At 59.6% G+C, this 24,114-nt stretch carries 18 protein-coding genes; 7 read left to right on the forward strand and 11 right to left on the reverse strand.

The features are described from left to right. Window positions 1-19 precede the first annotated feature (19 nt). Window positions 20-1,171 carry a M14-type cytosolic carboxypeptidase gene (locus tag CKW14_RS01460; protein ID WP_095124466.1) on the reverse strand — a complete coding sequence of 384 codons (1,152 nt, stop codon included), beginning with the start codon at window positions 1,169-1,171 and terminating at the stop codon, window positions 20-22. Between the two features lie 96 nt (window positions 1,172-1,267). Between CKW14_RS01460 and CKW14_RS29900 the strand changes: the two genes are divergently transcribed. After that, window positions 1,268-1,432 carry a hypothetical protein gene (locus tag CKW14_RS29900; RefSeq protein ID WP_156685516.1) on the forward strand — a complete coding sequence of 55 codons (165 nt, stop codon included), beginning with the start codon at window positions 1,268-1,270 and terminating at the stop codon, window positions 1,430-1,432. Between the two features lie 219 nt (window positions 1,433-1,651). Here CKW14_RS29900 and CKW14_RS01470 read toward each other — a convergent pair whose 3' ends face one another. Next, window positions 1,652-1,990 carry a DUF6124 family protein gene (locus CKW14_RS01470; RefSeq protein WP_093434137.1) on the reverse strand — a complete coding sequence of 113 codons (339 nt, stop codon included), beginning with the start codon at window positions 1,988-1,990 and terminating at the stop codon, window positions 1,652-1,654. 130 nt (window positions 1,991-2,120) lie between these two features. Here CKW14_RS01470 and CKW14_RS01475 point away from each other — a divergent pair, with 130 nt between their 5' ends. Further along, window positions 2,121-2,780, forward strand: a complete 660-nt coding sequence (locus tag CKW14_RS01475; RefSeq protein ID WP_095050787.1) for a LexA family transcriptional regulator — start codon at window positions 2,121-2,123, stop codon at window positions 2,778-2,780. Between the two features lie 40 nt (window positions 2,781-2,820). On the opposite strand, the gene CKW14_RS01480 is transcribed toward CKW14_RS01475, so the two are convergent. The 4 genes from CKW14_RS01480 to CKW14_RS01495 form a co-directional block, all read right to left on the reverse strand. After that, window positions 2,821-4,770 carry an acetyl/propionyl/methylcrotonyl-CoA carboxylase subunit alpha gene (locus CKW14_RS01480; RefSeq protein WP_095124467.1) on the reverse strand — a complete coding sequence of 650 codons (1,950 nt, stop codon included), beginning with the start codon at window positions 4,768-4,770 and terminating at the stop codon, window positions 2,821-2,823. Beyond that, entirely contained in the window at window positions 4,770-5,585 is an 816-nt protein-coding gene (locus CKW14_RS01485; RefSeq protein WP_093434145.1) for a gamma-carboxygeranoyl-CoA hydratase, read from the reverse strand. Before CKW14_RS01485 ends, CKW14_RS01480 begins: the two co-directional genes overlap by 1 nt. A 117-nt stretch (window positions 5,586-5,702) precedes the next feature. Then, window positions 5,703-7,310: a carboxyl transferase domain-containing protein gene (locus tag CKW14_RS01490; protein ID WP_095124468.1), complete on the reverse strand. Its 1,608-nt coding sequence runs from the start codon at window positions 7,308-7,310 to the stop codon at window positions 5,703-5,705. Window positions 7,311-7,321: 11 nt separating this feature from the next. After that, window positions 7,322-8,485 carry an isovaleryl-CoA dehydrogenase gene (locus tag CKW14_RS01495; RefSeq protein WP_095124469.1) on the reverse strand — a complete coding sequence of 388 codons (1,164 nt, stop codon included), beginning with the start codon at window positions 8,483-8,485 and terminating at the stop codon, window positions 7,322-7,324. A 294-nt stretch (window positions 8,486-8,779) separates the two neighbouring features. Here CKW14_RS01495 and CKW14_RS01500 point away from each other — a divergent pair, with 294 nt between their 5' ends. Next, entirely contained in the window at window positions 8,780-10,477 is a 1,698-nt protein-coding gene (locus CKW14_RS01500; protein WP_095124470.1) for an AMP-binding protein, read from the forward strand. Window positions 10,478-11,143: 666 nt separating this feature from the next. On the opposite strand, the gene CKW14_RS01505 is transcribed toward CKW14_RS01500, so the two are convergent. The 3 genes from CKW14_RS01505 to CKW14_RS01515 all read right to left on the reverse strand — a co-directional run bounded on the left by CKW14_RS01505 (window position 11,144) and on the right by CKW14_RS01515 (window position 13,719). Further along, window positions 11,144-12,043, reverse strand: coding sequence for a hydroxymethylglutaryl-CoA lyase (locus CKW14_RS01505; RefSeq protein WP_095124471.1), 900 nt, complete (start codon window positions 12,041-12,043; stop codon window positions 11,144-11,146). A gap of 148 nt (window positions 12,044-12,191) precedes the next feature. Further along, a complete protein-coding gene (locus CKW14_RS01510) occupies window positions 12,192-12,593 on the reverse strand; it encodes a MerR family DNA-binding transcriptional regulator (RefSeq protein ID WP_038362702.1) in 402 nt (133 codons plus the stop codon). Window positions 12,594-12,789: 196 nt separating this feature from the next. Beyond that, a complete protein-coding gene (locus tag CKW14_RS01515; protein ID WP_016986544.1) occupies window positions 12,790-13,719 on the reverse strand; it encodes a LysR family transcriptional regulator in 930 nt (309 codons plus the stop codon). A 171-nt stretch (window positions 13,720-13,890) separates the two neighbouring features. Between CKW14_RS01515 and CKW14_RS01520 the strand changes: the two genes are divergently transcribed. Then, window positions 13,891-15,120: an acyl-CoA dehydrogenase gene (locus CKW14_RS01520; protein WP_095050781.1), complete on the forward strand. Its 1,230-nt coding sequence runs from the start codon at window positions 13,891-13,893 to the stop codon at window positions 15,118-15,120. Window positions 15,121-15,239: 119 nt separating this feature from the next. On the opposite strand, the gene CKW14_RS01530 is transcribed toward CKW14_RS01520, so the two are convergent. Continuing rightward, window positions 15,240-16,574: a substrate-binding domain-containing protein gene (locus CKW14_RS01530; RefSeq protein WP_095050779.1), complete on the reverse strand. Its 1,335-nt coding sequence runs from the start codon at window positions 16,572-16,574 to the stop codon at window positions 15,240-15,242. 163 nt (window positions 16,575-16,737) lie between these two features. Next, on the reverse strand, window positions 16,738-17,550 hold the full coding sequence (xthA, locus tag CKW14_RS01535; RefSeq protein ID WP_064389273.1) for an exodeoxyribonuclease III: 813 nt from the start codon (window positions 17,548-17,550) through the stop codon (window positions 16,738-16,740). Between the two features lie 321 nt (window positions 17,551-17,871). Between xthA and CKW14_RS01540 the strand changes: the two genes are divergently transcribed. From CKW14_RS01540 to CKW14_RS01550, 3 genes are all read left to right on the forward strand, one after another. Next, a complete protein-coding gene (locus tag CKW14_RS01540) occupies window positions 17,872-18,522 on the forward strand; it encodes an N-acetyltransferase (protein WP_095124472.1) in 651 nt (216 codons plus the stop codon). Between the two features lie 66 nt (window positions 18,523-18,588). After that, window positions 18,589-20,316, forward strand: a complete 1,728-nt coding sequence (locus CKW14_RS01545) for an autotransporter assembly complex family protein (protein WP_095124473.1) — start codon at window positions 18,589-18,591, stop codon at window positions 20,314-20,316. Then, window positions 20,313-23,987 (forward strand): translocation/assembly module TamB domain-containing protein, encoded by a 3,675-nt coding sequence (locus tag CKW14_RS01550; protein WP_095124474.1) that lies wholly within the window; start codon window positions 20,313-20,315, stop codon window positions 23,985-23,987. Before CKW14_RS01545 ends, CKW14_RS01550 begins: the two co-directional genes overlap by 4 nt. The last annotated feature ends 127 nt before the right edge of the window (window positions 23,988-24,114 follow it).

Consider the following 24,114-nt stretch of genomic DNA (forward strand, 5'->3'; position numbering starts at 1 on the left):
TACAGAACGGAGGAGGGGATCAGCGCAAGGTATCAACCATGTCAGCGATGGTCGTCAGCACGTCTTTACCCAACTGTTTGGAGCGTTTACCCGACCAGCCGGTGACCTTGTCGGGATGGTCGTCGTGATCCTTGAACGGCATTTCCAGCGTCAGCGACAGGCAGTCGTATTTCTGGCCGACGCTGTTGCACGCCAGGGTCATGTTGGCCTGACCCGGTTCGTCGCGGGTGTAGCCGTACTTGGTCTGGAAATCTTTGGTGGTGTGTTTCAGGTGATTGCGGAAATGCTCTTCGAGCTTCTCGATACGCGGCGTGTAGCCCGGATTGCCTTCGCAGCCGGCGGTGAATACGTGAGGAATGGTTTCATCGCCATGGGCATCCAGGAACAGATCGACGCCGTACTTTTCCATTTGCTGCTGGACGAAGAGCACCTCGGGACTGATCTCCTGGCTGGCGTTCTGCCAGGCCCGGTTCAAATCCTGGCCCATGGCGTTGGTGCGCAGATGGCCATGGAACGCGCCGTCCGGATTCATGTTCGGTACCAGGTACAGATCGGCACTGGCGAGCAGCTTGTTCAGCACCGGATCATCGTGCCTTTCCAGGCGCTCGATCACGCCTTCCATGAACCATTCGGCCATGTGCTCGCCGGGATGTTGCTGAGCGATGATCCAGATTTTGCGCTGGCCTTCGGCGCCAGTGCCTTTGCGCAGCAATTGAATGTCGCGACCTTCGACACTTTTACCGCTCGCCAGTAATTCGGTGCCGGCCTTGCTCAGCGCCTGCTCGATCAGCCAGTCGTGACGGCCACGGCTATAGGGTTCGAAGTAGGCGAACCAGGCATGGGTCTGCGTGGCCTCGAGGCAAAAGCGCAGGCAGTCGCCCTCGTAAATAGTTGGCACGCGGAACCAGTTGACGTGATCGTAGGACGCTACGGCCTGATAACCGGGCCAGCCCTTGCTGTACGTGGATTGGCTGGCATTGTTCAGGCGGAACCAGTGTTCCTGGCCGACATGCAGGCCGCTGGCCTTGAAGTGAAACCACTGGAAATGCGCGCTGCGAGTATCCGGACGAATGGCCAGAACCGGATTGAGCGGATTGCTGATGTCGATGACTTGGATGTTGCCGCTGTCGAAGTTGGCACTGATGTCGAACGAAGATTTGGCCACGGTCATAATCGATTCCTGAATATGATTTTTATGGCCGTTACTGTACACGCAGGCAGGGCTGAAACCGAGGGGAATTGCGGTGTGTGGCGGGGGGCGTCCTCCATGACGCGCAAGCAGCTTAGAGACTGTGCGATTGATTCTCAAGTGCTAATTGGCATTAGTTTGCCCCAATGTGGCCGGGCTTCGCTTGCCAACCAATATTCTTTTGATATTATCCGCGCCATCGAATTTGCAGCACCTAAAGACTTCATTAGCCTGAAGCCATAAGCCTGAAAAACGGGCAAAAAAAAGACCCGGCAAAAAGCCGGGTCAAAAACCGTGATTAGCCTGATGAGGAGATAGTCCAGAAGACCGACCTAAGGTCTCTGGTCCATCGACTGATCTCGCGACCAGCTGCTTGCAATAATAATCATTATCATTTGCAAGTCAAATGTTTTTACCTGCTCGATTGGAAAATTCTTTCCCGTCCGCCCGCACTTCCGTTTCTCAGGCTTCATCGCCATCGAGTGAATGGTCGACCATCGCCCGCGCCATATCCACCATATGCACCACTGAAAATGCCAGATCGCGACTCGCGCCTTGCAGGTTTTCGGCTGCCTTGAACGCCGTGGCTGCCGCGCAGCGCAACAGGTCCGAGGCATGCACCAGGGCTTCCTCGCCACTGAGATGGCGCCTGACATCGAAAAAACGCTCGTCGACCTCAGGTTCTGACACAGCTGGTTTCAAGTAATAGTCCAGCGCTCGTTGCGCCGCCGCATTGCCTTGGGGCGAGGTGAAGGTGGTGTCCATTTGCAGATCGGGCAAGTCTTTGCTGCTGATATTCATGATGAGGGGGCACTCCTTGGTCGATTGAAAATCCGTGCCTTCAGAATAGTACTCTGTGTAGTTGTGACGAGAATTTAAATACTACAATATGTGTTTTGCTGGCCGAAGGCGTCCACGTAAGGTGCTGCACATGGATAAATGGATTGAGTTGGTCAAGGCCAAGATGAGTGAACTCAAAATCACTCAAACAGAGCTCGGAGAGCGCGTCGGCATGTCCCAGGGCGGGATCGGCCATTGGCTGAACAAGCGTCGCGAACCCGGTATCACTGAAATGAACCGGGTGCTGCAAGCGCTGGGCATGGATTTCCTCGAAGTGGTGCTGGTGATCCGTGAACCGCAACCCACGTCCGAAGACGAGATGCCGCTGGCGCAGAAGTACAACCCGTACTTCCGTTACCCGGTCAGCGATTGGCAGACGACGTGCGAAGTGCGTGAAAGCGATCCGGCGTCCTACGGCAAGGCGTCCGGCAAACAGCGCTTCGAGCTGACGGATTACCACGCGCGCGGCCCGGCGTTCTGGTTGACGGTGACGGGAGATTCAATGACCGCACCGAGTGGCCAGAGCATTGCCGAAGGCATGCTGATTCTGGTCGACCCGGCCGCCGAAGCGCTGCCCGGTAAACTGGTGATCGCCCAGTGGCCCGACAGTACGGAGGCGATTTTTCGCAAACTCGACGAAGAGGGCGGCCAGCGTTACCTGGTGCCGCTCAATCCGACGTGGCCGAAAGCCCTGCTGACCGATGAGTGTCGAATCATCGGTGTTGTGGTGCAGGCAACGGCGCGTTACTAGTCAGATCGATCCTCGCCAGGCGTAGGATCGATCCTCCCGTTCATACTTCTTCCAGCTCAACCAAAGCGCTGCCTTCGCCAACCATTTCACCTTCCTGGCAATACAGCGCTTTGATCACCCCGGCATGCGGCGCACGGATGCTGTGTTCCATCTTCATCGCTTCCAGCACCACCAGTTGCGCACCGGCCTCAACCGATTGCCCGGCCTCGACCAGCACACGGACAATGCTGCCGTTCATCGGCGCGGTCAGGCCGCCCTGATGGCTGTGGCGGGCTTCGACGGCGCTGATCGGATCGTACGTCTCGATACGGCGCAACTCGCCTTCCCATTGCAGGTACAACGCATCGTCCTGGCGAATCGCACGCAACGTACGACGAACGCCCTCGTGCTCGACGATAAGTGCTTCGCCGGACAGTCTGGCGTGGTCGGCAGCATTCAGCGTCAAGGCGCGATCCTGCCCCTCGCAACTCAAATGCAGGGTGATTTCCGGCGGCAGCCCCGCACGCAAACCGCTATTGAGTGACCAAGGCGAAGCAGGGTCATCCTGGCGTGCGAGTTGTGGCAGGCTCTGCGCCACCGCTTGAGCCGCCGCCGCCCAGAACGCATCGCTCAGCGTGCCCGGTGCAGGTAGCAATTGCTCCTGGTAACGCGGAATAAACCCGGTATCCAGTTCCGCCGCCGCGAACGCCGGGTGCGCAATGATCCGCCGCAAGAAGTTGATGTTGGTTTTCAAACCGCCAATCGCAAACTCGTCGAGCATGCTCAACAAGCGCAACCGAGCCTGTTCGCGATCCTCGCCCCAGGCAATCAGCTTGCCGAGCATCGGGTCGTAGAACGGCGAAATTTCATCGCCTTCTTCAACCCCGCTATCCACCCGGCGCCCTGGCCCTTCGGCCGATTCGCGATACAACGCCAGACGTCCGGTCGCCGGCAGGAAGTCATTTGCAGGATCCTCGGCGTACAAGCGAACTTCAATCGCATGGCCGTTCAACGGCACTTGTTCCTGAGTGATCGGCAGTGCTTCACCACGGGCAACGCGGATTTGCCAGGCGACCAGATCAAGACCGGTAATCGCTTCCGTCACCGGGTGCTCGACCTGCAACCGCGTGTTCATCTCCATAAAGAAGAATTCACCGCGCGCATCCAGCAGGAACTCCACCGTACCGGCGCCGACGTAACCGATCGCCTGTGCCGAACGCACCGCTGCTTCACCCATCGCCCGCCGCAGTTGCGTGGACAGACCGGGTGCCGGCGCTTCTTCGACGACTTTCTGATGGCGCCGTTGAATCGAGCAATCCCGTTCATTGAGGTACAGGCAGTTGCCATGCTGATCGGCGAACACCTGGATTTCCACATGACGTGGCTTGAGCAGGTATTTCTCCACCAGCATGCGCGAATCGCCGAACGACGACTGCGCTTCACGCTGAGCCGAGGCGAGGGCTTCGGCCAACTGGCTGACGTCCTCGACCACTTTCATGCCTTTGCCACCACCGCCGGCCGTGGCTTTGAGCAGCACTGGATAACCGATGCGTTCGCAGGCATCGCGGAAGGTGTCGAGATCCTGCGCTTCGCCGTGATAACCCGGCACCAGTGGCACACCGGCGGTTTCCATCAGTGCTTTGGCGGCGGATTTGCTGCCCATGGCATCGATGGCCGAGGCGGGCGGGCCGAGGAAAATCAGCCCGGCCGCTTCGATGGCACGAGCGAACCCGGCGTTTTCCGAGAGAAACCCGTAACCCGGATGAATCGCCTGCGCGCCACTGGCCTTGGCCGCTGCGATCAGCTTGTCGATCTGCAGATAACTGTCGGCGGCTTTGCTGCCGCCCAGGTCCACGCGAATATCCGCTTCCCGGCTGTGCCTCGCCTCACGGTCGGTGGCGCTGTGCACGGCAACCGTGGTCAGGCCCAAGGCTTTGGCAGTGCGCATCACGCGGCAGGCGATTTCGCCACGGTTGGCCACCAGCAGGGTGGTGAGAACAGGTGCGCTCATCAACGCGGCTCCTTGGTGGTGGTTGCGGCTTGCCAGCTCGGCGGACGTTTTTGCAGAAAGGCGCGCAAGCCTTCCTGACCTTCAGGGCTGACGCGGATACGGGCGATGGCATTTTCGGTGTAGCGGCGCAGCGCCGGGGTCAGCGCGCCGTTACCGACTTCACGCAACAGATCCTTGCTGGCGCGCATGGCGGCGGGGCTGTTGAGCAGTAAATTGTTGATCCACTGTTCGACTTGCTGATCAAGTTCGGCAGCAGGATAGCTCTCGGACAACAAACCGATTTCCCGTGCACGTTGTCCGCCGAAACGCTCGGCGGTCAGGGCATATCGACGCGCAGCGCGTTCGCCGATGGCCTGCACCACGAACGGACTGATCACCGCCGGCGCCAGACCGATGCGCACTTCCGACAGGCAGAACTGCGCGTCATCGGCGCCAATCGCCATGTCACAGCAACTGATCAGCCCCAGCGCGCCACCGAACGCCGCGCCTTGCACCACGGCCACTGTGGGGATCTTCAGCTTGGCGAGGTTGTACATCAGCTCCGCCAATTCGCGAGCGTCGTCGAGATTGGTGTGGTAATCGAGCTCGGCCGATTGCTGCATCCACGCCAGATCAGCGCCGGCACTGAAGTGCTTGCCACGACCACGCACCAGCAGGAAACGCAGGCTGGCGTCGCTGGCGACTTTGTCCAGCGCGAGGATCAGCTCGCGGATCATCTCGGCGTTGAAGGCGTTGTTCTTTTCCGCGCGATTGAGCCACAGCGTCGCGAAGCCACGTGGGTCGCTGTGCAGTTCGAGGGTGTTGAAGTCACTCATATTCATCCGTCTCCACGGTTCCTGCGGGAGCGAGCTTGCTCGCGAACGCGTTGTATCAGTCGACATTTCCGCTACCTGACAAACCGTATTCGCGAGCAGGCTCGCTCCCACAAAAAATCACATCCGGAACACGCCGAAGCGGCTCGGTTCGATAGGCGCGTTCAGCGACGCGGACAAGGCCAGGGCCAGCACATCGCGGGTCTGCGCCGGGTCGATGACGCCGTCGTCCCACAGCCGTGCGCTGGAATAGTAGGGGTGACCCTGCTCTTCATACTGGTCGAGGATCGGTTGCTTGATCTCGGCTTCCTGCTCGGCACTGAAGGCCTGGCCACTGCGTTCAGCCTGTTCACGCTTGACCTGCACCAACACGCCCGCCGCCTGCTCGGCGCCCATCACGCCGATCCGCGCGTTCGGCCACATCCACAGGAAGCGCGGATCGTAAGCGCGCCCGCACATGCCGTAGTTACCGGCGCCGAAGCTGCCGCCGATGATCACGGTGAATTTCGGCACTTTCGCGCAAGCCACGGCCGTTACCAGTTTCGCGCCATGTTTGGCGATGCCGCCGGCCTCGTATTTCTGACCGACCATGAAACCGGTGATGTTCTGCAAAAACAGCAGCGGAATGCCGCGTTGGCAGGCCAGTTCGATGAAGTGCGCGCCTTTCTGCGCGGCCTCGGCGAAAAGGATGCCGTTGTTCGCCAGAATCGCGATCGGGTAGCCGTGCAGATGCGCAAAGCCACACACCAGCGTGGTGCCGAACAAAGCCTTGAATTCATCGAACACCGAACCGTCGACCAGTCGCGCAATCACTTCGCGCACGTCGAACGGCTGCTTGGCGTCAGCCGAGACCACGCCGTACAACTCATTGCTGGCGTACAGCGGCGCAATCGGCGCGCGTTGCTGCACGTCACCGAGTTTGCGCCAGTTAAGGTTGGCAACGCTGCGGCGGGCGAGGGCGAGGGCGTGTTCGTCGCTCTCGGCGTAATGGTCGGCGACCCCGGAAATCTTGCAGTGCACATCGGCACCGCCCAAGTCTTCGGCGCTGACCACTTCACCGGTCGCGGCCTTCACCAGTGGCGGGCCGGCGAGGAAAATCGTCGCCTGATTGCGCACCATGATCGCTTCGTCCGCCATCGCCGGCACATAGGCGCCGCCGGCAGTGCACGAGCCCATGACCACGGCGATCTGCGGAATGCCCATCGCGCTCATGTTGGCCTGGTTGAAGAAGATCCGCCCGAAGTGCTCACGATCCGGAAACACTTCGTCCTGACGCGGCAGATTGGCGCCGCCCGAATCGACCAGATAGATACACGGCAGACGATTCTGTTGCGCGATGGTTTGTGCGCGTAGATGTTTTTTCACGGTCAGCGGGTAGTAAGAACCGCCCTTCACCGTCGCATCGTTGGCGACGATCATGCATTCGACGCCTTCAACCCGGCCGATCCCGGCAATCACACCAGCGGCCGGCACGTCTTCGCCATACACAGCGTGGGCGGCCAGTTGGCTGATCTCCAGAAATGGCGAACCCGGATCAAGCAAGCGGTTGATGCGTTCACGAGGCAACAGTTTGCCGCGTGAGGTGTGGCGTTCCTGGGCTTTCGCGCCGCCGCCCTGCGCCACTTGGGCGAGCAGGGTGTGCAGGGCGTCGACCTGTTTGAGCATCGCCGCGCTGTTGGCGGCGAACTCCGGCGAGCGGGGGTTGAGCTGAGTGTGCAGGGTAGCCATGGTCAGCTCCGTTAGCGGGTTTCGTTGAACAGTTCGCGGCCGATCAGCATGCGACGGATCTCACTGGTGCCGGCGCCGATTTCGTACAGCTTGGCGTCACGCAGCAAGCGGCCCGCCGGGAATTCGTTGATGTAACCGTTACCGCCGAGAATCTGGATCGCGTCGAGGGCCATTTGCGTGGCGCGCTCGGCGGTGTAGAGGATCACCCCGGCGGCATCCTTGCGGGTGGTTTCGCCGCGCTCGCAGGCCTGGGCCACGGCGTAGAGGTAGGCGCGACTGGCGTTGAGCTGGGTGTACATGTCGGCCACTTTGCCCTGGATCAGCTGGAACTCGCCGATGCTCTGGCCGAACTGTTTGCGGTCGTGGATGTATGGAACGATCAGGTCCATGCACGACTGCATGATCCCGGTCGGGCCGCCGGAGAGCACGACGCGTTCGTAATCGAGGCCGCTCATCAACACTTTGACGCCGCCGTTGAGCACGCCGAGGATGTTTTCTTCCGGCACTTCGACGTCATCGAAAAACAGCTCGCAGGTGTTGGAGCCGCGCATGCCGAGCTTGTCGAATTTATTGCTGCGGCTGAAGCCTTTCCAGTCGCGTTCGACGATGAACGCGGTGATGCCGTGTGGGCCTTTTTCCAGATCGGTCTTGGCGTAGATCACGTAGGTGTTGGCGTCAGGGCCGTTGGTGATCCAGGTTTTGCTGCCGTTGAGGACGAAGCGGTCGCCGCGTTTGTCGGCGCGCAGTTTCATCGAAACCACATCGGAACCGGCATTCGGTTCGCTCATCGCCAGTGCGCCAACGTGCTCGCCGCTGATCAGCTTCGGCAGGTATTGGTTTTTTTGTTCGTGGTTGCCGTTGCGGTTGATCTGGTTGACGCAAAGGTTGGAGTGCGCACCGTAGGACAGCGCTACAGAGGCCGAACCACGGCTGATTTCTTCCATCGCCACCACATGCGCCAGGTAACCCAGACCCGCGCCGCCGTACTCTTCCGGCACGGTGATGCCGAGCAGGCCCATGTCACCGAATTTGCGCCACATGTCGGCGGGGAACAGGTTGTCGTTGTCGATCTGCGCGGCGCGCGGAGCGATCTCCTTGGCGACAAAGGACTGAACCTGATCGCGCAACATGTCGATGGTTTCACCGAGGGCGAAGTTCAGGGATGGATAGCTCATGGGTCACCTTTTGGCTTTTTTGTAGGGTGGGGAGGGCGGTCACTCAGCTCTCACCTTTACGTTAACGTAAGCCTGCGATGGATGGCTGTCAATCACCCTTTACGTTAACGTCAACTTGAGCGAGAGTAAGGGCAGTTCAAGATTGAAAGCTGATTGGTTTTTGTAGGAGTGAGCCTGCTCGCGATGGCGTCGTGTCAGTCGACGTAAATGTTGACAGTTGGATCGAGATCGCGAGCAGGCTCACTCCTACAAGTGACCGTCGGCAACCCATAAATAAAGACAATAGGGGTCGTCATGGATCAACCCAGTGCAAACCCGCAGCGCAGCTATACCCGTGGATCTCAGGACAAAGCCTTGCTGGCGATGACCATCGGGCAGAAGTTCGATCACACCGCCGCGCAATACCCTGACGGCGAAGCGCTCGTCGTGCGCAATCAGCAGCTGCGTTACTCCTGGCGACAACTGGCCGATGCGGTGGACCTGCACGCCAGAGCGCTGCTCGCCCTGGGTTTGCAGGCCGGCGATCGCCTCGGTATCTGGGCGCCGAACTGCGCGCAGTGGTGCGTCACCCAAGTTGCTACGGCAAAAATCGGCGTGATCCTGGTCAACATCAACCCGGCCTATCGCAGCTCCGAACTCGAATACGTGCTCAAGCAATCCGGCTGCCAATGGCTGGTCTGCGCCGGGGCGTTCAAGTCCTCCAACTACCACGCCATGTTGCAAGGGTTGGTGCCGGAACTGGCCGAGCAACCCATCGGCCAATGGCGCAGCGAACGCCTCCCCGCACTGCGTGGGGTAATCAGCCTTGACGCGCAACCACCGTCAGGTTTTCTGCCGTGGTCGCAACTGGCCGATCTGGCCACCAGCATCTCTCCCGATCAACTGCGCGAACGCAGCGAAAGCCTGCACTTTGATCAACCGGTGAACATCCAGTACACCTCCGGCACTACCGGTTTCCCCAAAGGCGCAACCCTCAGCCACTACAACATCCTCAATAACGGCTACATGGTCGGTGAAAGCATCGGCCTGACCCCGCGCGATCGTCTGGTGATCCCGGTGCCGCTCTACCACTGCTTCGGCATGGTCATGGGCAATCTTGGCTGCATCACCCACGGCAGCACGATGATTTACCCCAGCGATGCCTTCGATCCGTTGCTGACCCTGCAAACCGTCGCCGAAGAAAAAGCCACCGGTCTTTATGGCGTACCGACCATGTTCATCGCCATGCTCGACCAGCCGCAACGCGGCGAATTCGATCTGTCGAGCCTGCGCACCGGAATCATGGCGGGCGCGACGTGCCCGATCGAAGTGATGCGTCGGGTGATCAGCGATATGCACATGAGCGAAGTGCAGATCGCTTACGGCATGACCGAAACCAGCCCGGTGTCGCTGCAAACCGGCCCGACCGATGAGCTGGAATTGCGCGTGACCACCGTCGGCCGCACCCAGCCACAGCTGGAGAGCAAGATCATCGACGAAGCCGGCAACCTCGTGACGCGCGGCACCATCGGCGAACTGTGCACCCGTGGCTACAGCGTGATGCTCGGTTACTGGAACAATCCGCAAGCCACCGCCGAAGCCATCGATGACGCGGGCTGGATGCACACCGGCGACCTGGCGAGCATGAACGAGGAGGGCTACGTCAACATTGCCGGGCGCAACAAGGACATGATCATTCGTGGCGGCGAGAATATTTACCCGCGTGAGCTTGAGGAGTTTTTCTTCACCCATCCGGCCGTGGCGGATGTGCAGGTGATCGGCATTCCGTGCTCGCGTTACGGTGAGGAGATTGTTGCCTGGATCAAATTCCACCCCGGCCACAGCGCCTCGGAGCTGGAGCTGCAAACCTGGTGCAAGGAGCGTATCGCGCATTTCAAGACGCCACGGCATTTCAAGTTCGTTGAAGAGTTTCCGATGACGGTGACGGGCAAGATCCAGAAATTCAGGATGCGTGAGATCAGTATCGAAGAACTGAAAACAATCGAGCGTTAACCACCACCCCTGTGGGAGCTGGCTTGCCAGCGATTGCGGTGGATCATTCAATATTGATGCTGGCTGACCTGACGCCATCGCTGGCAAGCCAGCTCCCACATGGATTTGCGGTGAAAACACAAATCACAGAAAGCACAAAGGGGAGCCGAAGCTCCCCTTTAATTTTGTCGTCGCGTGCTCTTTTTTATTATTGAGGGTCGGTCTGTTGTTGTTTTTGGCAACCGTGGCCCTTTACCGCTGTTTTTGGCGACCCCCATCCGGGGTCAAGAGCAAACGTATTTTTTTGAGCGCTGATCTACTTTCTCGCTAAGCGATCCAACCGATTCGGGAGCTACCTGAAGGTAGTTTTATTGTTCTCTGCCCGGTTGCGGGTCACTCCTGAGAGCACCCTGAAAAGCACACCTTCTCCAAAAAAATCTGTTAGCTGCGTCTCTGCCGTGTTGTTTTTGTTATGTCAGAGTCGGTACGTCTTATTTTTATTGGTTTGCTGCTTTTTATTCTTGTTATGCCATAGAGATAGCAGAAGCCGTGCCAACTTTTAAAAATCCTTATAAATCAATAGTTTGAAAATTTCAGAGATTTTTCACTCCGACGAAACCAGACAATTTGTTTCCGTGTTACTCGCTTGAACCCACATTCCGGACACAGCGGTAACACCTTCCCCCCTCACTGCGCGCTACGAGCCTTGGCCACGCGCGAACCGCTCGGGCGGCCGAGCACCGCGCTGATCTGCTGACCCGCAGCAATCAAGGCGTCCAGGTCGATACCGGTCTCGATACCCAAGCCGTTGAGCAGGTACACCACGTCTTCGGTAGCAACGTTACCGCTCGCGCCTTTGGCGTACGGGCAGCCGCCGAGGCCCGCGATAGAGCTGTCGAACACCGAGATGCCCTCGAGCAGGCTGGCGTAGATATTGGCCATGGCCTGACCATAGGTGTCATGGAAGTGCCCGGCGAGCTTGTCGCGCGGAACCTGCGCCGACACCACTTCGAACAAGCGGCGAGTCGCGCCAGCGGTGCCGGTGCCAATAGTGTCGCCCAGCGAAACCTCGTAGCAGCCCATCGCATACAGCTCGCGCGCGACCATCGCCACTTGTTCCGGCGCGACCGTGCCTTCGTACGGGCAACCGAGCACGCAGGACACGTAACCGCGCACGGTAACGCCGTGCTGTTGCGCCGCTTCCATGATCGGTGCGAAGCGCGCCAGGCTTTCGCTGATCGAGCAGTTGATGTTGCGCTGCGAGAACGCCTCAGACGCGGCCGCGAACACGGCGACTTCCTTGACCCCTGCGGCGATGGCATCTTCGAAGCCACGCAGGTTCGGCGCCAGTGCGCCGTAGGTCACGCCCGGCTTGCGCTGGATCTGTGCAAACACTTCGGCCGAACCCGCCATCTGCGGGACCCATTTCGGTGAAACGAAACTTCCGACTTCTATATAGCCAAGGCCGGCAGCGCTGAGTGCATCGACTAGTTGCACCTTGTCGGCCACGCTGATCGGTTGGGCTTCATTCTGTAGGCCATCGCGCGGGCCGACTTCGATCAGGCGTACTTGGGAGGGGAGGGACATGACGGTTGACCTGTTGTAGTTATCTGAAGTCTGCGGATATCCCCCTGTGGGAGCGAGCCTGCTCGCGAATGCGCCGGGTCAATCACCATAGATGTCGAATGACAAATTGCATTCGCGAGCAGGCTCGCTCCCACAGGGAATGGGGTTGTTACTGAATGGCCTGCTGGCTCTTCAGCGTCTGCTCCAGTGCCTGCACGCAGCGCTCTTCGGCGGTATCGAGCTCCAGCTTCATTTGCTCAATGTCGAGCAACTGCTGCTCCAATTGTTCCCGGCGCTCGCTGATTTTCGCCAGCATGCTGTTGAGTTGTTTGGTGTTACCGCTGGAAGGGTCGTAAAGCTCTATCAGTTCACGGCATTCGGCCAGCGAGAAACCGATGCGCTTGCCGCGCAGGATCAGCTTCAGGCTGACCTTGTCGCGTGGCGAATAGATACGTTCCTGGCCACGGCGCTCAGGGCTGAGCAGGCCTTGCTCTTCGTAAAAGCGGATCGCCCGGGTGGTGATGTCCAGCTCGCGGGCGAGGTCGGAGATGCTGTAAGTCTGGCTGCTCATGGAAGCGCTCGAAAAAAGGTCTTGGCGCTAAGCTAATGGCAGGTTGACGTTTACGTCAAGAAGGATGATCTGTGGTGTTCATGCTGGCCTCATCGCGAGCAGGCTCACTCCTACAGTTGACCGTGTTTCATCTGAAGAAATGCAACCAATTGTAGGAGTGAGCCTGCTCGCGATGGCAGCGCCGCGGTAAGAAGCCCTACACCTTATCGAGCTTCTTCTCCTGCGCCGTCACCTGCTGGCACAACTCGATCATCTGCTCGCGCATCCAGCGATTCGCCGGGTCCTGGTCAGTGCTTTCATGCCAATACAGATGCGTCTCCACTGGCGGCACATCATTCACCGGCAGATTAAACGCCTGCAGCTCATGCCGACGGGCAAAGCGCTCCGGCACCGTCATGACCATGTCGGTCTGCTGCATCACTTGCGACGCCATCAGATAGTGCTGCGAGCGCAGGGCAATTTTGCGCTGAATGCCCATTTTGCCCAGCGCCAGATCGACATAACCCAGACCACTGCGACGGCTGGAAATATGGATATGGGTCAGCGACAGGTAATCATCCAGCGAGAGCTTTTCCTTGCCTGCCATCGGATGCCCCTTGCGCATCGCACAGACGTAACGGTCTTCCATCAGCTTGACGTGGCGCACCTGCGGGTCGGTGTTGAGCGGCGCATCCACGGCGAAATCCAGACGCCCGGCGGCCAGTTCCTTGGTGGTCTCGCGGCGCTTGGACAGAAAGCTTTCGATAATCACGGTCGGCGCCAGACGGCGCAGGCGCTGGAACAGCGGCGGCAGAATTACCGCTTCGGTGAGGTCGGTCATGCTGATGCGGTAGGTCTTGACCGCCTGCGCCGGGTTGAAAATGCGGCTTTCCTGAACCGACACACGCAGCAGCGACAAAGCGTTGCGCACCGGGCCGATGATGTTCTGCGCCATTGGCGTCGGCACCATGCCCTGAGCCGTGCGCACGAACAGCGGATCGTTGAAGGTTTCGCGCAACCGCGCCAAGGCGTTGGACACCGCCGGCTGGGTGATTCCGACAATCTGCCCGGCGCGGGTCAGGTTGGCTTCGGTATAGATCGCGTCGAAGACGATGAAAAGGTTGAGGTCGACCTTACTCAGATTCATAACGCGGCTTCTCTTGTTATTAAGGGCGGTGATTTAAGGGCTGGTAATCAGCCGATCATATATCGGTGATGAATGTTTATACACGCCGAGAATAGGCTAGGTAAATTATCAGCGCTGTTCTAGCATCGATTGCATGACTTAAACAACCTCTGCCCAAGAAGGTAATTGATCATGGATTTCGCTTATTCGCCCAAGGTGCAAGAACTGCGTGAGCGCGTGACCGCGTTCATGGACACTTACGTTTACCCGGCCGAGGCGGTGTTCGAACGCCAGGTTGCCGAAGGCGATCGCTGGCAGCCGACGGCGATCATGGAAGAGCTCAAAGCCAAGGCCAAGGCCGAGGGTCTGTGGAATTTGTTTCTGCCTGAGTCGGAACTCGGTGCCGGCCTGACCAACCTCGAATACGCACCATTGGCGGAAATCATGGGCCGTTCGCTGCTCGGGCCGGAACCGTTCAACTGCTCGGCACCGGACACCGGCAACATGGAAGTGCTGGTGCGCTACGCCAACGAAGAACAGAAACAGCGCTGGCTCGAACCGCTGTTGCGCGGTGAAATCCGCTCGGCATTCGCCATGACCGAACCGGACGTTGCCTCTTCGGACGCGACCAACATGGCTGCCCGCGCCGTGCGTGATGGTGACGAGTGGGTGATCAACGGCAAAAAATGGTGGACCTCCGGCGCCTGCGACCCGCGCTGCAAGATCCTGATCTTCATGGGCCTGAGCAATCCCGATGCGCCGCGCCACGCCCAGCACTCGATGATCCTTGTACCGGTCGACACTCCCGGGGTGAAAATCGTCCGTCCGTTGCCGGTGTTTGGCTACGACGACGCTCCGCACGGCCACGCCGAAGTGCTGTTCGACAACGTGCGTGTGCCGTTCGAAAACGTTTTGCTCGGTGAAGGCCGCGGCTTTGAAATTGCGCAAGGTCGCCTTGGCCCAGGCCGGATTCACCACTGCATGCGCTCGATCGGCATGGCTGAACGGGCTCTGGAATTGATGTGCAAACGTGCGGTAAGCCGCACTGCATTCGGCAAACCGCTGGCGCGTCTGGGCGGTAACGTCGACAAGATCGCCGACTCGCGAATGGAAATCGACATGGCACGTCTGCTGACGCTGAAGGCGGCGTACATGATGGACACCGTCGGTAACAAAGTGGCGAAAAGCGAGATCGCGCAGATCAAAGTCGTTGCGCCGAACGTCGCACTGCGGGTGATCGACCGAGCGATTCAGATGCATGGGGGGGCCGGGGTGTCGAACGATTTCCCGCTGGCCTACATGTACGCCATGCAACGCACCCTGCGCCTGGCCGACGGCCCGGACGAAGTGCACCGCGCGGCGATCGGCAAGTTCGAGATCGGCAAGTATGTGCCGAAGGAAATGTTGCGTAGCGAACGCTGATCCACCTGATCATTCCCACGCTCTGCGTGGGAATGCATCCCGTGACGCTCTGCGTCACAGTGGACGCGGAGCGTCCATGGTGGCGTTACCACGCGGAGCGTGGGAACGATCTGGTGATATCAATACACCCAAACCTCAACCCGCCGATTCTTGATCCTCCCCTCATCCGCATTGTTCGCCGCCACCGGCATCAACGCACCAAAGCCACGAACCTCACGCAACACCACGCCGTTCTTCACCAATTCCCGCCGCACCGCCATCGCCCGCAGCTTCGACAGCAGATCTGCCCGTGCCGGGTCATCCTTGGCATCACCAAAACCAACCAATGTCACCGCGCGCTCGGTCTTGTCATGACGTTTTATATAGTCGATCACCCGCGCCAGATCCTGCCGCGCCTTGTTATCCAGACTCGCGCTGCCTTCTTCAAAACGGAAATTCACTGTCAGACGCTGGGCGTGACGGCTGAGGGATTGATAACCCTCGGGCATCAGTGCATTCGGCGCGACGCTCATCGCATGCACGGTCTGACTGATAAAACCGTTTGCCGCGACAATCACCTGGCCCTGACGGCTCTGCGCAAACGTCACCAAGGCTTTTGCCCACGGATTGTTGCTGTCGGGTGGCAGATAGAAGAACAACCGCCGCGACAGTGGATAGTCTTCGGTAGCGATCAGGCTGTTGAGCGGCAGCATCGACTGCGATGCGCCATCAGCAATGGCCACGGCTTTGGCCTGACGCACGTAGGGCAAACCGATGAAACCGATGCCTTGCGGATCGCTACTCACCGCGTCGGACAACTGTTCGCTGGACTCAAACCTTTTCGCCGCGTTGCTCAGACTTTTCCCACGACGACTCAGGACCAGTTCCTTAAACGTGTCGTAAGTGCCGGACTGATCATCGCGCGCATATAAATGAATCGCACCACCACGCCCGCCGAGGTCTTCCCAGGTTTTCACATCGCCGGCGAAGATCCGCGCCAGTTGCTCAGTGTCCAGTTGTTGGAGGGGATTGTCGGGATGAAGGATGATCGCCAGGCCGTCGATGGCGATGACTTGTTCAGCGGCGGGGCTTTTCAGGTCGCCCAGTGATTGCAGGGTCTGTAACTCACTGTCCTTGATCTCGCGGGAAGACGCGGCGAGGTCGGCGCTGGCATTTTTCAACGCGGTGAAACCGGTGCTGGAACCGTGGGCGGCGACTTCAACGACCACGCGTTTACCTTCGCTGGTCTGGCCGACGATGCGCAGTTCGTTGGCGGTGTCCGGGGTTTCTCGGTGGATTTTCAGCAGGCCTTGCTCTTGCAGCAGGCCCTCAACGAGTGCGGGGCCGAGTTCGGCGCCGATGGTGTTGGAACCTTGAATGCGCAGCGCGGGGCCGTTTTCAGGAAGGGGCAGGGCGGCGGCAGAAACCGTCAGCCACGCACTCAAGAGAAACACGCACAGAACACGCAGGGTCATGCCGGCACCGAATCAAGCCAAGGGGATTGCCGGGGAGATTAAGTCAGGCGCATGACCAAAAGATGACAGATCAAAAGATCGCAGCCTTCGGCAGCTCCTACAGGGGAACGCATTCCAAATGTAGGAGCTGCCGAAGGCTGCGATCTTTTGATCTTGGCTGATATCAGCTGAGTTCAAGCCAGATCGGCGCATGATCGGACGGTTTTTCCATCCCGCGCAGTTCGTAGTCCACGCCCGCAGCCTTCACCCGCGGCAACAAGCCATGGGACGCCAGAATCACATCGATGCGCAGCCCGCGCTTCGGCTCATCCTCAAATCCACGGCTGCGGTAGTCGAACCAGCTGAACATGTCGGTCACGTCCGGGTTCAAGTGGCGATAGCTGTCGGTCAGACCCCAGTTCTTCAGGCGTGCCATCCACTCGCGCTCTTCCGGCAGGAAGCTGCATTTACCGGTTTTCAGCCAGCGCTTCATGTTGTCCGGGCCGATGCCGATGTCGCAGTCTTCCGGGGAAATATTCACATCGCCCATCACCACCAGCGGCTGCTCGTTGTGGAACTGGCTTTCCAGCAGCGCTTGCAGATCGCTGTAGAAACGCTGCTTGGCGGGGAATTTGGTCGGATGGTCGCGGCTTTCACCCTGGGGGAAATAGCCGTTCATGATGGTCACCGGTACGCCATTGGCGTCGGCGAACGTGCCCCAGATAAAGCGACGCTGAGCGTCTTCTTCGTCGGTGGCGAAACCTTTGTGGATGGCGATCGGCTCCTTGCGCGAGAGCATGGCCACGCCGTAATGGCCTTTCTGGCCGTGGAAATACACGTGGTAGCCGAGGGCGCGGACTTCTTCGAGCGGGAACTGGTCGTCGTGGACCTTGGTTTCCTGCAGGCCGATCACGTCCGGCTGGTGTTTTTCGATCAGCGCTGCCAGCTGATGCGGACGGGCACGCAGTCCGTTGATGTTGAAGGAAACGATCTTCATGGTCGGCAGTCCTGGCAAAAGGGCGATGCTAGCTGACATGGGGGAGATGGGCCAGTGTGGGAGAAATCATTTTGGCCTGTGGGACATGTGTTGTCCCGGAGGGCCCCATCGCTGGCAAGCCAGCTCCCACAATGTCGGCGTCGTTCATAACATTCATGTACACCAGAGAAACCTGTGGGAGCTGGCTTGCCAGCGATGAGGCCCCACCGGTCGATGAAGATCCCGAGTTGGTCTATACCTGTGGGGAACCACGCCACCCGTAAAAGGTTCGTACCAACAAGAGCGCCGCCATTTGCACGCGCCCCGGGGAGATTCACCGTCATGCCTGAAACCCAGACCGCCATCGCCGACATACATATGCTCGACCGCGGTTATTCCCGCGAAGCCCGCTCGCTGCTTTATCAGGCCTATCGCCACGAACCGACCTTCTGCTACCTGTTCGAAGCCGAGCGCCCCGGCTACGAGCAACGGGTGCGGGCGACGGTGCGTGAACTGGTCAAGCAACACTTTCTGCAGGACCTGCCCGCCATCGGCCTGTTGGTCAACGACCGCCTGATCGGCATCGCCCTGATCGCGCCACCGCAACGGCGTTTGGGCATCACCGAGAGTTGGGCGTGGCGCCTGCGCATGGTGCTCAGCACCGGTTTTCGTTGCACCCGACGCTATCTGGAATACCACGACGCCGTCGCCGCGTGTGTGCCCAGCGATTCCGTGCACATGCTTCCCTTGTTGGGCATTCACCCGCAGTTCCAGGGCAAACACTTCGGCGAACAATTGCTGACCGCCGTACACAACTGGTGCGCCGTCGACGAAACCTCGCAAGGCGTGGTGCTCGACACTGGCAACCCGCGCTATCTGGAATTCTATAAAAGGCAGGGTTACGAAGAGATCGGCGAAGTTGCCGTCGGCCCGGTGCGCGAACACGTATTTTTCCACGCCAATCCGCAGGTGTTACAAACTGCAACAGCATGACAATCGAACTTCTTGGGAAATTTCCTGTTCTATCACGCTCCCAAGCCCGTGATAGCATCCGCGCCTATGAAGTTTCCAGGAAGATTTACCAGTGGCGTGCTCCTGCTGTTAACCAGCTGCACGGCGCTGGCGCAAAGTGAATTGGATGTGCGGATCAAACCGTCCAACGATGAACTCAAGGCCAATATAGAAGGCTATATCGGCAGCCTCGGCGATCGTGACGAAGAAGCCCTGCAGCGCTTCAGTCGCGGTGCCGAAGAGCAGGCGCGCAAAGCGGCTCAGGCGTTGGGCTACTACCAGCCGCAGATTGAAAGTGACGTCAAGGGCGGCGACAAGCCGCGCCTGGTGTTGAACATCGATCCCGGCGAGCCTATTCACCTGCGCAACGTCACCATTCGTGTCGACGGCCCGGCTGCCTCCCTCAAATCCTTTCGTGTACCGAAAAGCGACGCGCTCAAGTCCGGTGCGGTGCTCAACCATGGGCGTTATGAAGACGCCAAAAGACTTATTCAGAATCAGGCCTCGCGCTTCGGTTTTTTCAGTGGCCATTTCACCAGTCAAAAACTTATGGTCGACCCGCGCGCCGGGGTGGCCGACATCGAACTGATCTACGACAGCGGCCCGCGTTATGCGCTGGGCAAGGTCAAATTCGAAGGCGACACGCCGTTCGACGAAGACCTGCTGCAACGCATGGTGCCGTTCAAGGAGGGTGAGCCGTACGACTCCGAGCTGATCGCCGAACTCAATCGCGACCTGCAATCGAGCGGCTATTTCGAAGGCGTGCGCGTCGATGCCGCACCGACGACCGCGAAAAATGACGTGATCCCGGTGGACGTCAAACTCGACACGCGCAAGCCGCGCACCATGGGCCTGGGCCTCGGTTATTCGACCGACGTCGGCCCGCGCATCAAAGCCAACTGGACGCGCCATTGGGTCAACCCGCAAGGCGACAGCTACGGTTGGGAAGCCGAACTCTCGGCACCTCGGCAAAACGTCGGGCTGTTCTACGACATCCCGCTCGACCCACCACTGACCGACAAACTGCGTTGGGCCGGCGGTTATCAGTTCGAAGATATCGACGGCTCCGACACCCTGAGCAAACTGCTGACCTTCGGCCCGGAATGGCACAGCAAATTGCCGAGCGGCTGGCAGCGGGTGATTTCGCTGAAATGGCAGCGTGAAGAATATGAACTCGGCGATGACTCCGGCCTGAGCACCTTGCTGATGCCCGGCATCAGTTACTCGTATCTGAAAAGCGACAACCGCATCGACCCGCACAATGGCTATCGCCTGAGCTTCGAAAGCAAAGTGGCGAAGGAAGGCCTCGGCTCGGACAACAACCTTCTGTATGGCACCGCGCTGGTCAAAGGCCTGACCACGGTGTTCGACAAACATCGCTTGCTCGGTCGCGTGCAGGTCGGCGGTAGCGCCACCAATGGCTACAACTCGATTCCGCCGTCGCTGCGCTTCTTTGCCGGTGGCGATCAGAGCGTGCGCGGTTACGACTATCAGAGTCTGTCGCCGAAAAACTCCGATGGCGACCGAATCGGCGGCCGTTACACGGTCGCTGGCAGCGTCGAGTATCAATACTCGATCGCCGAAAAATGGCGCGTGGCGACGTTCGTCGACCAGGGCAACTCCTTCAACAAACTCGAACTGCCGAACCTCAAGACCGGGGTCGGCATTGGTGTGCGCTGGGTCTCGCCGGTGGGGCCGATCCGCCTCGATCTGGCCCACGCACTCGACGACGATGGCGGCATCCGGCTGCACTTTTCCATGGGGCCTGAGCTGTGAAGCGTGGTTTGAAAATTACGGCGCTGACGCTGCTGGCGCTGGTGTTGTTGATTGTATTGAGTGTCCCCGCCGTACTCGGCACGGCGGCTGGCAGCCGTTGGGTACTGGGTCTCGTTCCGGGGCTGACGGTGGAGAATTTCCAGGGTCGCCTCGGCGGGCAATGGAGTGCCGATCATCTGCTGTGGCAGCAGGACAGCAGCCGCGTCGAGCTGAACAAGGCGATTTTCGCCTGGTCGCCGTTGTGCCTGACGCGTATGACCTTGTGCATCGAACAGCTCAAGGCTGATCAGGTCATTCTGCAATTCCCGCCGAGCGAAGAAACCACCGAAAGCGGCCCGATCAAACTGCCGGATCTGCAATTGCCGGTGGCCATCGAACTGGGCGACGTGCAGGTTGGCAGCCTTTTATTCAACGGCAGCGAACAGCTCAAGGGTTTGCAACTGGCGGCGCACTGGACCGCGCAAGGCATGCAGATCGACAGCGTGAAATTGCAGCGCGACGAGCTCAGCCTGAACTTGTCCGGAACGCTCGCGCCAACCGGCAACTGGCCGCTGAACATCGCCGGTGATCTGACATTGCCGTCGCCGGGCACGGGGCCGTGGGCGCTGGCGTTGAAGATCGACGGCGACCTGTTGAAAACCCTCAACCTGCACGCCGACAGCCGGGGTTACCTCGACGGCCAGTTGAGTGGTGAATTGCAACCGCTGGCGGAAAACCTGCCAGCCAAGGTGCGCATCACTAGCGAGGCGTTCAAACCGAGCGCCGACCTGTCCGACACCCTGCAACTCAATCAATTGCTGTTGACGGGTGAAGGCGACCTGAAAAACGGTTACCAGCTCAACGGCAACGCCACGCTGCCCGCCGACAAAGGCCCAGTGGCGCTGCTGCTCAAAGGCAAAGTCGACGCCAGCGGCGCGCAGATCGCCGGCCTTGATCTGACAGCCAACGACAAACAAAGCCTGAAACTCACCGGTAGCGTCGACTGGAGTAAAGGCCTCAGCGCCCAAGCCAACATCAACTGGCAGGACTTTCCGTGGCATCGGCTCTACAACGAAATCGACGAACCTGAGGTCGCTTTGCGCACCTTCACGGGCGAAGTCTCCTACACCGATGGTCAATACCTCGGCAACTTCGCCGCCGCTCTGGATGGTCCGGCCGGCGCGTTTACCCTGAGCAGTCCGTTCAGCGGCAGCCTGAAACAGGTCGCCTTGCCGCAACTGAAAATGGAAGCCGGGCAGGGCAAGGCTGAAGGCCATGTGAATGTGCAGTTCGCCGACGGTATCGCCTGGGACACCGCGCTGGAACTGTCGGCGCTCAACCCGGCGTACTGGGTCGCCGAATTGCCGGGCACGTTAGCTGGACCGCTGAAAAGCCAAGGCGAAATGAAAAACGAACGCCTGAGCCTCACCGCCGACCTCGACTTGAAAGGCAAATTGCGTGGGCAACCGGCGATCCTCCAGGCCAAGGCTGATGGCGCTGGCGAACAGTGGAATCTGAATGCCCTGCAAATCCGTCTCGGCGACAACAGCATCAGCGGCAAGGGCAGTCTGCAACAGAAACTCACCGGGCAGATTGATATCAAGCTGTCGCGTCTGGCTCAGCTCTGGCCGCAACTGCGCGGGCAGGTCAACGGGCAGGTCAATGTCGCCGGCACGTTGAAAGCACCGCAGGGCAAACTCGACCTGCAAGGTTCGCAACTGGCCTTCCAGGACAATCGCCTGCAAAGCCTCAACCTCGACGCCACCCTCGACAGTGCGCAGCGGGCAAAGATCGATCTGAAGGGCAGCGGCATTCAGGCCGGCGACACCAATCTGGGTGTGTTGACCGCCAGCGCCCAAGGCGACATCAAGAACCAGAAACTCAACCTCGACCTGATCGGGCCGAAGCTGAAACTAGCCCTCGGTCTGGATGGCAATCTGGACAAGGGCAACTGGCGTGGTCGTCTGGCCAGTGGCGATATTCAGGCGGGTGGCCAGGATTGGAAACTGCAAAGCCCGGCCAAGCTCGAACGTCTGGCAGACGGCAAAATCAACTTTGGCGCTCATTGCTGGATGTCCGGCGACGCCAGCCTGTGCGGTGAAGATCAGCGCCTGATGCCGGAGCCGAAACTGCGCTACCACCTCAAGCAGTTCCCGATCGAAAGCCTCGCGCAATGGCTGCCAAAAGATTTCGCCTGGAAGGGTAAGCTCAATGCCGATCTGCAACTGGATCTGCCGGCCAGCGGCCCGAACGGCGTGGTCAGCATCGACGCCAGTGGCGGCACCTTGCGCATGAAGGAAAAGGAACAGTGGCTGGACTTCCCGTACCAGACCCTGAAACTCACCAGCAAACTCACGCCAAAACGCGTCGACACCGAGCTGAATTTCGTCGGCGGCAAACTCGGCGAGTTGATGGTGCAGGCACAGCTCAATCCACTGCCGAAAAACAAACCGCTGAGCGGCTCGTTCCGTCTCTCCGGGCTGGACTTGTCGGTGGCACGGCCGTTTGTGCCGATGGTTGAAAAACTCACCGGGCGCCTGAATGGCAGCGGCACGATTTCCGGTGGATTGCTCGCGCCGCTGGTCAACGGCACCGTGCAACTCAGCGACGGTGAAGTGTCCGGCGCCGAGTTGCCGATGGAACTGCAGAACCTGCAACTCACCGCGCTGATTGCCGGCGAATCGGTACGCCTCGACGGCGGCTGGAAAAGCGGCAAGAACGGGCAGGGCAGCCTCAACGGTAACGTCGCCTGGGGTCAGGCGTTGGTGGTCGATCTGGCGCTCAAAGGCACGCAATTGCCGGTCACCGTCGAGCCCTATGCCAAGCTCGAAGTGGCGCCGGACCTGAAGATTTCCATGGCCGGCGACGAGCTGAAAATCGCTGGCAAAGTGCAGGTGCCCAAAGGCGAAATCACCGTGCGCGAATTGCCGCCATCAACGGTGAAAGTCTCCGATGACACGATCATCGTCGGCGCGCAGACCGAAGAGGGCAAACCGCCGATGGCGATGAAAATGGACATCGACGTGGTGGTCGGCGAAGACAAACTGGCTTTCGCCGGTTTCGGCCTGACCGCCAACGTGAAAGGCCATGTGCACATCGGCGACAACATGGACACCCGTGGCGAACTGTGGCTCAACGACGGCCGCTACAGTGCCTACGGCCAGCGCCTGCAAGTGCGCCGTGCGCGTCTGTTGTTCGCCGGCCCCCTCGATCAGCCGTATCTGGACATCGAAGCGATCCGCCAGACCGACGACGTGATCGCCGGTATTCGCCTCAGTGGCAGCGCCGAGCAGCCGACCACACAGATCTTCTCCGAGCCGGCGATGAGCCAGGAGCAGGCGTTGTCCTATCTGGTCCTCGGTCGTCCGCTGAGCACCAACGGCGAAGACAACAACATGCTCGCGCAAGCGGCATTGGGTCTGGGTCTGATGGGCAGCTCCGGGGTCACCAGCAGCCTGGCCAAGGATCTGGGTATTCAGGACTTCCAGCTCGACACGGCAGGCAGCGGCGATGCCACCAGTGTGGTGGCCAGCGGCAATATTACCGAGAAGCTCAGTTTGCGTTATGGCGTTGGCGTGTTTGAACCGGCCAGCACCATTGCGCTGCGCTATAAGCTGAGCAAGAGGGTTTATGTCGAAGCGGCCAGTGGCGTGGCCAGTTCGCTGGATATTTTCTACAAGCGCGATTTCTAGATCGCGCTTTCTCCTGAACCGAGTCGCTTCAATCGCTGGCAAGCCAGCTCCCACAAGCTTCTGTGGCGTACATGATTGTTGTGTGCGCCAAGGACTTTGTGGGAGCTGGCTTGCCAGCGATGGCGTC

The sequence above is a fragment of the Pseudomonas sp. Irchel s3a12 genome (assembly GCF_900187485.1).
GTDB lineage: Bacteria > Pseudomonadota > Gammaproteobacteria > Pseudomonadales > Pseudomonadaceae > Aquipseudomonas > Aquipseudomonas neuropathica.